Annotated in this window: 14 protein-coding genes; all 14 read right to left on the reverse strand. The window is 41.8% G+C overall.

What is annotated here, in order from left to right; genetic code table 11:
• Positions 1–64: 64 nt before the first annotated feature.
• Positions 65–1,159 carry a hypothetical protein gene (locus U9Q08_02555; protein MEA3328600.1) on the reverse strand — a complete coding sequence of 365 codons (1,095 nt, stop codon included), beginning with the start codon at positions 1,157–1,159 and terminating at the stop codon, positions 65–67.
• 15 nt (positions 1,160–1,174) lie between these two features.
• Positions 1,175–1,621, reverse strand: coding sequence for a GatB/YqeY domain-containing protein (locus U9Q08_02560; protein MEA3328601.1), 447 nt, complete (start codon positions 1,619–1,621; stop codon positions 1,175–1,177).
• 27 nt (positions 1,622–1,648) lie between these two features.
• Positions 1,649–1,849, reverse strand: a complete 201-nt coding sequence (locus U9Q08_02565; protein MEA3328602.1) for a hypothetical protein — start codon at positions 1,847–1,849, stop codon at positions 1,649–1,651.
• 14 nt (positions 1,850–1,863) lie between these two features.
• Positions 1,864–3,588 carry a DNA polymerase/3'-5' exonuclease PolX gene (gene polX, locus U9Q08_02570; GenBank protein ID MEA3328603.1) on the reverse strand — a complete coding sequence of 575 codons (1,725 nt, stop codon included), beginning with the start codon at positions 3,586–3,588 and terminating at the stop codon, positions 1,864–1,866.
• 9 nt (positions 3,589–3,597) lie between these two features.
• Complete coding sequence (locus U9Q08_02575) at positions 3,598–3,774, reverse strand: hypothetical protein (GenBank protein MEA3328604.1); 177 nt, start codon at positions 3,772–3,774, stop codon at positions 3,598–3,600.
• The gene (locus tag U9Q08_02580; protein ID MEA3328605.1) at positions 3,762–4,088 is read right to left on the reverse strand and encodes a hypothetical protein; all 327 of its coding nucleotides are present in this window, start codon (positions 4,086–4,088) and stop codon (positions 3,762–3,764) included. The genes U9Q08_02575 and U9Q08_02580 overlap by 13 nt, the downstream gene beginning before the upstream one ends.
• 197 nt (positions 4,089–4,285) lie before the next feature.
• Positions 4,286–4,693 (reverse strand): bifunctional nuclease family protein, encoded by a 408-nt coding sequence (locus U9Q08_02585; protein ID MEA3328606.1) that lies wholly within the window; start codon positions 4,691–4,693, stop codon positions 4,286–4,288.
• On the reverse strand, positions 4,687–6,666 hold the full coding sequence (locus tag U9Q08_02590) for a 3'-5' exonuclease (protein MEA3328607.1): 1,980 nt from the start codon (positions 6,664–6,666) through the stop codon (positions 4,687–4,689). Before U9Q08_02590 ends, U9Q08_02585 begins: the two co-directional genes overlap by 7 nt.
• Positions 6,645–7,580 (reverse strand): lysophospholipid acyltransferase family protein, encoded by a 936-nt coding sequence (locus U9Q08_02595; protein ID MEA3328608.1) that lies wholly within the window; start codon positions 7,578–7,580, stop codon positions 6,645–6,647. The genes U9Q08_02590 and U9Q08_02595 overlap by 22 nt, the downstream gene beginning before the upstream one ends.
• Complete coding sequence (locus U9Q08_02600) at positions 7,573–8,559, reverse strand: diguanylate cyclase (GenBank protein ID MEA3328609.1); 987 nt, start codon at positions 8,557–8,559, stop codon at positions 7,573–7,575. Before U9Q08_02600 ends, U9Q08_02595 begins: the two co-directional genes overlap by 8 nt.
• Positions 8,560–8,580: 21 nt before the next feature.
• The gene (locus U9Q08_02605; protein MEA3328610.1) at positions 8,581–9,135 is read right to left on the reverse strand and encodes a hypothetical protein; all 555 of its coding nucleotides are present in this window, start codon (positions 9,133–9,135) and stop codon (positions 8,581–8,583) included.
• Positions 9,136–9,220: 85 nt separating this feature from the next.
• Positions 9,221–9,547 (reverse strand): hypothetical protein, encoded by a 327-nt coding sequence (locus U9Q08_02610; GenBank protein MEA3328611.1) that lies wholly within the window; start codon positions 9,545–9,547, stop codon positions 9,221–9,223.
• Between the two features lie 49 nt (positions 9,548–9,596).
• The gene (locus tag U9Q08_02615) at positions 9,597–10,394 is read right to left on the reverse strand and encodes a transporter (GenBank protein MEA3328612.1); all 798 of its coding nucleotides are present in this window, start codon (positions 10,392–10,394) and stop codon (positions 9,597–9,599) included.
• 98 nt (positions 10,395–10,492) lie between these two features.
• Positions 10,493–11,903: alginate export family protein (locus U9Q08_02620; GenBank protein MEA3328613.1), on the reverse strand; the 1,411-nt coding region annotated here is incomplete at its 5' end.

Below are 11,903 nucleotides of genomic sequence, written 5' to 3' on the forward strand. Positions count from 1 at the left end.
CTTCTGCGGCTCTTTTGTGTCCGGCCCCGGCTGAAGCATAAGTGATTAAGATCTTTTTCGGCATCTAAAACCTAAATTTGATTTTTCCAGAAAATGTCCAGTAGGATGTTGATACCCATTCCTTTAAGCCTGCCGCCTCCGCAGAGTACCAAAACATCCCGTCTATGTAATGTTTCTGTTCCATATGTCCGGTTGCCTTGCTAAAAAAATACTCTGCGCCTAATTCGGCTGTGCAATCAGGATAAAATTCCCAATTACCGCTCATATTTAACAATCCGCCATCGCCTTCGCAATCACCGGTAGAGACCATTGTGTGGCCAATAGCGCTAGTGGGATACAAATGAGTATCCTCATCTCTTATCGAAATCCAGGGTATATAACCCCCTCTGACGTTAAAGCCAAAATTGTCACTAAGCAATATATCGATATTGCCTCCCAGATAGAACATATGCTCATGCAATTTATATTTTCCCCAGGTATTTCCGATAAGGTCTTTGTGTGTATGACCAGCGGCGTAGGGGCCATAGCCGATTTGGTCCAGGCTTCTAGCGGCATGGCTGAAATAGTGGTAGCGATAGCCCAATATTGGGCCAAATCCAAAGTCAAAGTTTTCAAATTTACGCTCAAGCCCATTAAGCGGCCAGAAGTTATAAGCGTAATTCACATCTACTATATGCCCTTTATCCAGATCCGCGTCCGACTCAGAATAGATATCTTTACCCGCGTGCTGCCCTGTACTGCCGTTTATCACGCCATCATCATAATAGTCATCATTTCCCAACCAATCCGAATCCTTCATCTTATTACTTGTCTTCTCATTAACAGAAATAAACCAGGCCATATTCAATTTTACCCTGTCCTGCCGGTGATTTTGAGGGTTTTTTTGAACTGCATTCAACTCAGCGCCTAACAAAAAATTATTTATCGGCCACTCTAACTCACACTCGACATGCCCTCCGGTGTCCCATGGATTATCAAAAGTAATATGATACGTATTGTGCCCTTTGACAAAACCTATTGGCAGGAAACCTATGGTCAAGAATGTGTCCTCTCCGAGCAGATCCCTATAGATGCTTTTTTTCTCCGGTCCCTCATTTGCCAGGGCAGCCGTAGTTAAGCAAAAAACAAAAACAATAACAATAATGGGCAATTTTTTCATGTTCTTGCTCCTTTCTCAAGCCTCAAGTTCTTTCACCACTATTTCCGAAATCAGCTTGGCATCTGATCTGCCCCTGGTTTTTTCTAAAACCAGCTTCATTACCTTACCCATATCAGGCCTGCCTTGAGCATTTGTCTCGACTATGGCTTGTTTAACAATAGCTGTAATTTCCTGGTCAGAGAGCTGTTTGGGAAGATAAGACTGTAGAACCTTCAATTCCTGCCTTTCCTTGTCTGCCAGGTCTTCCCTCTGTCCTTTGGAAAAACTTTCAATCGAATCTTTATGCTGTTTTATCTGCCGGGCTATTATCTGAAATACATCGGCATCTTCAAGTAAACTGGCTTTCTTTTGGATCATCACATTCTTAATCGCGGCCTTCAACATCCTAAGGGTAGTTAATTTGATAGAATCTTTATTTCTCATCGCTTCTTTTATGTCATTATCGATTCTTTTCCCGATCACCTTAATCCTCCTATTCTGCCATTCAGCTTAATCAAGTCCGAATATTGGCGTAAAAAACAGGTAATATATCAAGAATCCCAGCGTTAAAACAATGGTTGAGTACCTGCATAACTGCATTCCAAAATCTTTATTTTCTTTTTCTCTCCTTGATAAAAATATTATCCCGACTATTAACATTATATGCGGGATCGCTGCGCAGCCAATATAATACGGCCATTTCTTTTTCATTTTCTCAGCCCTCTTTAATTATTCTTTATCTTCTTAAGAAATTGTTGAACTGGAAGTGTATTCAATATGTCTTCTTTTCCTAACCAACCCCTGCGGGCTACACTGACGCCAAAAAACATATTTCTTAGCTGGCTGATAGTGTGAGCATCCGTAGCAATAATCAAGGTTACGCCTTTTCTGTTTGCATTGCGGCAATTTCTGTCATTCAAATCCAACCTGGCCGGAAATGCGTTTATTTCCAAAGCAGTATTAGTATCCCGCGCGGCTTCAAAAATTTTCTCAAGATCTATTTCGTACGGATCCCTCACCTCCATAAGCCTCCCGGTTGGATGAGCTATCAAATGAACATATTTATTATCCATAGCCTTTATTATTCTATCAGTAATTTCTTTTTTGCTCTGCTTAAATCCGGTATGAACAGCAGCCACCACAAAGTCCAGTTGTTTCAGAACCTCGTCTTTATAATCTAACGAACCATCTATTAGGATATCAACTTCTGCGCCGGCTAATATCCTGATTTTTTTCGATTTCTTGTTGAAATTTTTTATCTCCTCTGTTTTTTTTAACAACCTTTTAACGGACAACCCTCCGGCTACTGCCAAGCTCTTAGAATGATCGCAAATAGCTATATATTCATACCCCATCGCTTGAGAGGCCCGGGCAATTTCTTCTATTGTATTAGCTCCATCGCTGTAAGTAGAATGAATATGGAGGTCACCCTTAATATCAACCGGCTCTAACAATCTGGGAATGTCCCCTTTTAATCCTTTCTCAATTTCTTCGGTACCTTCTCTGATTTCAGGAGGGATAAACATCATCTTCAGGATTTTATAAATCTCGGATTCTTCTTTTCCGGCAATTTTTTTGCCGGTCTTCAGGTTGAATACGCCGTATTCATTGATTTTTAACCCTTTCTTTAGCGCCAACTTGCGTAATCTTATGTTGTGCTCCTTTGAACCGGTAAAATAGGCAAGCGCCGCTCCAAAGCTGGCGGGTTTAACCACCCGTAAATCAATCTGGATCCCTTCTTTTGCTCTAACGCTTGATTTAGTCGAACCATGCGCTAAGATCTCTTTAACTAAAGGGAGATCGACAAATCGATTCATCACCTGCCGGGGATTTGTAGAAGCAGCCAGAATATCAATATCTCTAACGGTTTCTTTCATCCGCCGAATGCTTCCCGCCGGACCAATTCCTTTTACTTGAGGTAACTGCTCAAGTTGGGCAATAATTTCGGCAGCAATCCAGTAGGCTGCTCCTAAAGGAGTTCTCAAGCTTGTTCGCTTTAAAAACTCTATTCCCTTAAGGATATTGCCTTCGGTTTTGATTTTTAATCCCGGAAGGCCTGCTATCTTGTGAGACCGCGCATACTTTTCCAGTTGATTTATGCTTTTTATATTTAACTTCTCTGAAAGCAGCTTCGCGGTCCTGGGGCCTATTGAAGGGATAGCCATCAATTCCAAAAATCCTTTGGGAGACTGTTTAATTAAATCCTGATGAAGCTTAACCTTGCCGGTGGATAAAAACTCTTTGATCTTTGAAGATAGGTCATGGCCGATACCTTCAATGTTGGTAAGTTGGTCTTCGGCGGCCAACTTCTCCAGATCCTGCGAAAGCTTTTCTAAGGCTTGAGCGGCTCTGCGATAGGCCCTGATCCGAAAAGGATTTTCTTCTTTTATCTCTAAAAGATCGGCTATTTGGTTCAAAATTTTAACTATCTCCGGGTTTTTATTGCTCATAGGAATATTTCACCCTTTACCCTTTATCCTTTTTCTTTTGTCCTTTATGTTTTTGGTAATCTTTTGCAGGTGTTGATGTTTGGCCTCAAGAAGCTTGACCTTGCATTGCGGACAAAGCTGTGTTTGAGCAGTAAACGACTTATAGCAATTTGGACAAATCATTAAAATTATCTTCAATCTTTCCATCGAACAAGAACATTTCCTTCAAAATAGAGGCGTTTGGTCTTATGAAAATAGCCCGCATTTACGGGAAGCCCCGGATAACGGCCATAATAAACCCATTCTTCACAAAGAACCCCTAATTCATTGGTGCCGGTCCGGGTAATAACATCCGGCCTGCCCCAGATATCACGCACTCCTTCTTTGACCATACCCACCGCTATACGGTCTGTGCCTAAAGGGTGGCGTAATATCGCGGTTGGATCCGGCTCAATTCCAGCGCAGCCTGAAACAATTAACATCAATGCCATAGAAAACACAATTAAAAAATTCTTTCTCATTTTCACAAACCTCCCTTTTTAAACACGAATTACCGCGAATTTTTTACGTTAACAATCAATTTCTATTAATTCCTGTGAAATTCTTCTTTAGAAACTCTTCTAATTTCTATCTATTTCTACTCTATTTCTTCTGCTTACTGCCTACTGCTTACTTTACATTTAGCTCAAAGCTCATAGCCCATAGCTATGTATGCCGCCTACTCACTATACGTAGTAGCCACTGCTTCCAGCACTTCTTCTGCAGTAAAAATAGGCGCCTTTGCCCGTAATGCCAGCGCTATGCTATCGCTTGGCCGGGCGTCTATTTTCTTAATCCCGTTATTTCCGGTTTGTAAAATTATCTTGGCATAAAATATATTGAGTTCTAATTTATCAATGATTATTTTTTCGATCCTGGCGTTTAATTGTCTGATCACATTATTCAGCAGATCGTGAGTCAGGGGCCTTGGCGGTATTGCGCCAACCGCCTTTAACTTAATAGCATTTATTTCCGGTATTCCTACCCCTATCGAAAACAGCCTCTTACCGCTTTTTTCCTTTAAAACTATAGTTTGAATATCACTTTTTTCGTTGATTTTTATTTTGAACAGCTCCATCTCTACCATTGGTTATCCTCCGCATAGTCCAAATCCAAAATTACCTTTTTGGCAGCCTCCCTTGTCTCCCTTTCCCGATAACAATCGCTGTTTAACTCCTGGATGAATCTCGAAGGCTGAGTAATGAAAGGGCAGGTTAAGTAAAGTTCTTGCTTGGCCCTGGTAATAGCTACATAAAAGAGCCGGCGCTCTTCTTCTAAATCTGCTAAGTTTTCCAAGGACTTGGAGTGAGGAAATTGTCCTTCGCTAAGTCCTGTAATCATAACTACTTGCCACTCTAAGCCTTTGGCTTGATGGATAGTGGAAAGAATAACACATCCATCGTCTTTCCGGCTCTTTTTTACAACCTCTCCTTTAAAACCTTCCCTGAGCGTAACATCTGTTAAAAATTTCTTTAAGGAGCCGTAAGTCGAAGCAAGGTCTGCCAGTTGACGCAGGTCATCTAAGCGCTCCTGTCCATCCTCAAAGAAAACCTGAACATAGGCTCGATAACCCTTTGTTAGTATCGTCTGAACAGCACCAGCCGGATTAGATAAGACATCTGCTTTTTTAATAGAGAATAAAATCTTTACGAAATCCTTCCATCCTGAATTTGCCTTATTTGAAAGAGTAATCTTAAAATTGCCGGATAAAACCCCGCTAAGAGGATCGGGGGATTTAACTAAAACCGACCAAATCTTATTTGCAAAATTAGGGCCTATGCCCGGCTGCAGCTGTAACGCCCTTTTCCAGGAAAGCCCGTCTTTAGGGTTGGCTATCAATCTTAAATACGCCAGAACATCTTTAATATGGGCTTGTTCAAAAAAACTTATCCCTCCCCTGATCAGATAAGGAATATCTTGTCTGGCAAGTTCCAGCTCTAAATCAATGGCCTGATATCTAGCCCTAAAAAGAACTGCTATTTCGCTGATAGAGATACTTTCACTTCTCAATTCAAGTATCCTCCGGGAAACAAATTGAGCCTCTTGTCTTCTATCCCGGAAACAAATCAACTTTGGCGATTCGCCTTTTGGTTGAACATTTTTCAGGCGCTTGGAATATTGATTCAGATTATTAGAGATAGAGTAATTGGCAAGATCTAAAATTTCAGGGGTAGAGCGATAATTAGTCTCTAATTTAAATACTCGGGTATCGGGAAACTTAATTGGAAAATCCAAAATATTTCTAATGTCGGCGGCCCTGAAAGAGTAAATCGACTGGGCATCGTCACCCACCACCAGGACATTTTTATGGCAACTGCCCAATATCCGGATAAGCTCATTTTGAAGCTGGTTGGTGTCCTGATATTCATCAACCAGGATATATTCAAATTGGCTGCAGTATCTGCTTCGCGCATCCCGAACATTTTGCAGCAGCTCCATCCATTTAGTCAATAGGTCATTGTAATCCATGCTGTTAGAATTTTTTTTATGTTCAATATAAGCTTTTTTGATTTTGTCAATCTCAGGAATAAATTCTTCAAAATAAGGGTATTTCCGCTGGACAGTTTCGGCAATAGAGATTTTGCCATTGACAGCCATGCTGATAACTGCCTCTACCACAGCGGGCCGGGGAAAACGGGATTGAGCAGTATCTATCTTTAATTCCTGCATGCAGGACCTGATCAGCAGGCGGCTATCTTCCCTGTCCAATATCCCAAAATCCTTTGTAAAACCAAGCGAATCTGCATATTGCCTGAGACAAAGATTGCCAATATGGTGAAATGTTCCGCCCCATAACTTTTTTGGCTGATACCCCAATAATCCTTCTACCCCTTTAAGCATCTGTCTGGCTGCTTTATTTGTAAAGGTAACTAACAGAACGTGCTCTGGCTTAACATTTCTTTCCAAGAGATAGGCTACCCGATAAACCAGCGTTCTGGTTTTCCCGCTCCCTGCGCCGGCTAAGACTAAAGAATAACCCTCGGCTTCAGTAACTACTTTATACTGCTGAGGATTGAGTTGACGAAAGTAATCTATCTTCAAGGTCTTTTTTCTTTCCATCGGTTATGAACCCAGAACCATTGAGTAGGATATTTGCGGACATACTTCTCTATTATCTTGGTGAATCTGGCGGTATTGGTCTCAATGTCTTTTTTGCGCTCGCCCGTATTATCCATCTTGACCGGCTGCTCAATAATTAATTTATAAAAACCATTATTACGGTTAACAACAACCAGGGGCACAACCGGAGCGCCGGTCCTAAGCGCAAATACCGCTGCCCCGGTGGCTGTCAAGGTAGGAATACCGAAAAAATCAACCCATACCCCGCTTCCCGATCTCTGGTCTATATACATCGCCAGGATATTACCCTGTCCCAGCCAGTCGAGACTTTGCCTGACCGATTTCCATAACGGGAGTTTGGGTATGGTATGCTGGCCCATTTTTTCATTTCTCCATTTTGTAAAAAGCTTCTCCAATTTTTCATCCTTCATCTGGCGCATTATGGTAGCTGTCTTATATCCCATATTAGTTAACTTTCTTCCGACAAGCATGAAATTTCCCATATGGGCGCTGATAATAATTATGCCTTTGCCTTCTTTTTGCGCCTGCCTTAAATACTGCTCGCCCTCAACAGAATTCACTAACCCCACAGCGCTTTTTATGTTATCACGCGAACAAAAATATACTATTTCGCAGCCGCAGCGGCTTAAGTAACGAAAAATCTGCCGGGTCATCTGTTTGATCTCTGCTAAGCTTTTTTGATCTCCATAGACCAGTTTCATATTAGCAATAGTCCGCTGTCTATGCCTAAATACAATAAAGTATCCTATATCTCCCAAGACATTGCCCAGTTTTCTGATAGACCCTAAAGACATCCAGGATGCGATCAGGACAAGCAATTTTATCATAACCCGGCTTGAACCATATTCCAATTCTTTAAGAAATTTGGACTTTAAAATCTTATTTTTATCCATCAGTTTCCTTTGGTGACAACAATGATTGTTGGTCCAAATTTTTTGACTCGCAAAAGACATAAACCCTGTCCTTGCCGGACCGTTTTGCCCGGTATAGCGCTTTATCCACCCGGGTAATCAATACCTGAGGATTAACCGGATATTCGGTTACTCCAGCCACACCCGCGCTTACAGTCAACCCTGTCTGTCTGGTAAAAAAACTGCGGATTTTTTCGGTTACAATCCTGGCTTTCTCGACGTCTGTTTCCGGTAAAATCAAGATAAACTCTTCTCCTCCGTATCTGCAGGCGATATCTATAATTCTGGTCTCGGCTTTAAATATCCGGGCTATCTTCTTTAATATTTCATCGCCGCTGATATGTCCATAACTGTCGTTATATAATTTGAAATTATCTACATCAAGCATCACCAGAGAGAGCGGACGTTCATACCTCTCCGACCTTCTTAGTTCCTTAATCAACATCTCTTGAAAATACTTATGATTGTAAAGATCGGTCAGTCCATCGGTAATAGAAAGATGTTCTAATCGGCGGTTAAACTGTTCGATTTGAGAAACATATTCATTCAGCTTCGAATTAATTTCCTGCTGATAAATCTCAGAAAATTCAAATATGACTTTGATTAAACATTTATCGAGTTCAATAAGAGCATTGTCAAATTTATTTATATCCCGGGCATATTCAACCCTGATAAACAACAGGGCTGATTCTTTAAGAGTATAAAGCGCCTTCTGAATTTCCGATAATCTAAAACCCATTGCGGAACGAATTCGGGCTTTCTTGCCGATAAAAGCTCTTATTTTGTTATAATCCCCTTTCTCCATAAAAACGATACATCCTTCAAGGCATTCCCTGCACATACGTTTAAGCTCAGGCAAGGGCCTGACCTCATAACTGGAGAACCTGCTTGTTTTTAAAGTCTGCGCCCATGAATTGATTATCTCATCTGAATGATCTTTAAGCAGTTCGGCCAAATTCATGACTGTTTTTTATCCTTTGTTTTATTTTTTAGGCGGCCGTTTAAAGCAGTGAGACAGGAAAACTCTTCCTGCTTCAGCCAAAACAAGCGGAAGACAGCCTTCTTCGGGCATATCAAGCTTGGTAACCGATGGACGCAGAGTCTTTGACCAGATAACCCGTCCTTTTTTGGGGTCTTTCACGATATATTTTACCCTTAATGCTACATAATTTTCCTTAATCATAGCGTCCATAGCCAAAGCGGGCCAGCCTATAGCATTATCTATTGGATCGACCTTGCGATAGTCATATTTTTCAATATCCGCGTTAATACAGATGTCCGCATCCCGCGTGTTGTTTACCAAAACAAAATTAGCTGATTTCCTTTTCTCCAAAGCATTTTTCAGGACAGCGGCAAATCTTTCTGATGTAATCTCCCTATTCCCGGTAGAATTCATGATTTCACCGATCCAGACCTTTACCACACGGCCGGTTTTTACTAAATGATAGAGTGTTTCGTATCTAGCGGCAGAATCTACCTGAAGGCATAAGCTTAAAACAAATACCAACGTTAAGCAAATCATTTTTATGCTTCTCATATAACCTCCTCTTTTCTTCATTAAAAAAGCCGTTCTGATTATGATATCATAATCAGAACGGCTTATCAAACAAAAAAATGTCTTCTTAAATTTTAATTTTTTCGGCAATATCTGAAATTACAGGTATCTTCCAGTATTCTCCCATAAGCGATTTAACTATCCCGAGCAATGACAAAATTCCAAAGAAAAACATACCCAGCACACAGAAAATCTGGCCAAGAATGGGAATAATATTGACTATGCCGGCCGCTATTTCGCCTAAGAATATAACTAATCCCTGCTTACCATGAAACAAGGCAAATTTATTCTCTTTCTTAAAAAGAAGAGGGACCAGGCACAATATGCCCAAATAAGATAAAAGGGCAAATATTTTTCCTTCCATAATTTCTTTACTTTCCTTTTCTTCAACCATTTTATTCACCTCCTATTTAGCTTTAGTATATACCCTAACTACACTTGTGTCAAGGAGAAAAATTAAACGCTCCGAACCGATAAGTAAAACCTGTACCTGCTGACCAATTTTCTGATTCATCAGTCAACCCCGCGCCGCCAAACACATCCCAGATAAAATCCTCAGTAACATCATACCTGAAACCGGCTCTGGCTGAAGAAATGTTGTTGTTCTCGTTGGAAAAAGCCTGACCGCTTACCTCTGCTGTCAGGGTCAAGAAAGTTTCCTCAAGCGGAAGCTCAAACGCCAATCCGTAAATCATCACATCATCCTGGGAATTTGTTTGATTGGGGTCGCCTAAAATACCCAGGCCCAGATTAAGGTGGACATAAAAATTATCAAAATGCTTGCTTAAAAGCATTGAGGCAAAAAAATCAGTCTCATCCGTTCCCCGTCCATCTTCATCTTCGGCATTAGGAAGCTTACTGCCAAACCTCATACCTAACCCCGGCCGGGAATCGCTTTCTTCAACAGCCAGTATCTTTGTCCACAGCCTCAGGTCACCGTGAGCATATTCATTGCTTATTCCGGCTTGGTCAAGATATATCATATCAAAATCAGCCTGAATTTCTACTATTTCACCCAGGCCGATATTCATTCCCAAGACCGGTGATTTAACAAACTTCCTGTCTGTTTCTCGAGCGCTAAACCCGATCCCCGGGCTGTCTAAATATTCAACCCCGAGCTCTATTTCAACATCTCCGGGTGATAAGATATCAACGTCTTCGGTAACCAGCGGCCTGCCGGCATAAGCAGGCATCGATATAGTTAAAGAAAGTACGGATAAGAAAAAAATAAGATACGGCATTCGAAGCATAAGTCCTCCGCTGCAAAAATATAAGAAAAAATAAGCCCCTGAAAAATCTTTTCCTCAGGGGCTTATAATTTACTCAAGGTTAAACTAACTTAGAAACTAAGGCTTACAGAAGCAACTAATTCAGAGGCAACATCATCACTCTTAGCTTCGACAGGTACAACTGGGTTAACCATCACGGATCCCCCGCTGGTAAAATACTCACCAGGGAAGAACCAGGCATTAAGCAAACCAAAGGTCACGTCTTCAGTATAGTCATAAGTAAACCTTAAGTCCACTTCATCGCCGATGTTTCTGCTGCGGTCTGATCCTGTATTAAGTACGCCGAAGTTTGCCGCTGCCTGAAAATGAAGATACCTTGCTTCTAACAGTATATCATCGGTCGGCTGGATACTTCCGTCCACCATAATGATATGCTGGTTGGTTCCGGCCTGACGCTGATAACCATTAGTGGCAAGATCGTCAGGGAAATAATAAATTCCCTGCCATTCATGAATGGAGCTATAGTGTTTACCTCTATAGAGGTTAATCCAGCCGTTCCAGTCACCATCGCGAGGCGTTGATTCACCGGACATAAATACATATCCTAACCCCAAGCTTGGCATCCAGCTAAAATCGGCCCAGGTGTAGTAACCGTTGATATCACAGGCAAATGCTTCAACGTTTACAACCGCTTCATTGGGAGCAACTGCACCGACATTAACCCGTCCGAACTCACCGGCAAATTCTCCTCTGATGTCTAAGTTTTCAACCGGCTCAAAACTCCCGCGCAGACCAATGATATGAACAACATTATCCCGGCTCGAGCTACCGCCTACCCCACCATTTGGATCTGCCGCAACACCTACAATTCGCGGATTCAAGGTATTCCGGGGCAATGTCTGGCCAAAATAGTATGCTTCTGCTTCGGCATTATACTGGTCAAAGATATAACCTACGTTAATACCCCAAAGATCGATATTGTCGGGATATTCGGCTATGGTTTCAACACCCCCTACAAACGCAGCCTGATCGCCCGAAATCCTGGAATAAAGCAAATCCAATGTCCAGGGGTCATAATCCAAGATAGCCCGGACCGCATCAAATGACCTGTGGTCTGTAAACTCAGGAGCAATGAACGGGTTTTGGGCAGAACTCGGACGGCGGCATTCGCCAACAATAAAACCATCGCCGTACCACAGATCCTGACGGCCGACAACCACTGTCAAAGGAGAATAGAGCATCTCCTTTAACGTGATATAAGCCAGGTCAATATCAATATTGTCGGTATCATTGAACCCATCTACCGAAGTCCAGTCTCTTTCATTCATTATTCTAATCGCGGCTGAGACATTATCGGTAAGGTCGGCGTCAATATTTATGCCCACTGTGGACATAAATGAATGAGCGTTTTCACTGGTATCAAGCTGCGCACCGAGAAAAGCCGCATTAGTAGTGTTGTCATCCAAGCCGTTCAAGTCATAAGTCGACTGAAGGACACTGCGCAGTGTAATGTCTCCGCTT

This window comes from Candidatus Omnitrophota bacterium (genome assembly GCA_034717435.1).
Classification (GTDB): Bacteria; Omnitrophota; JAUWXU01; order JAUWXU01; family JAUWXU01; genus JAYELI01.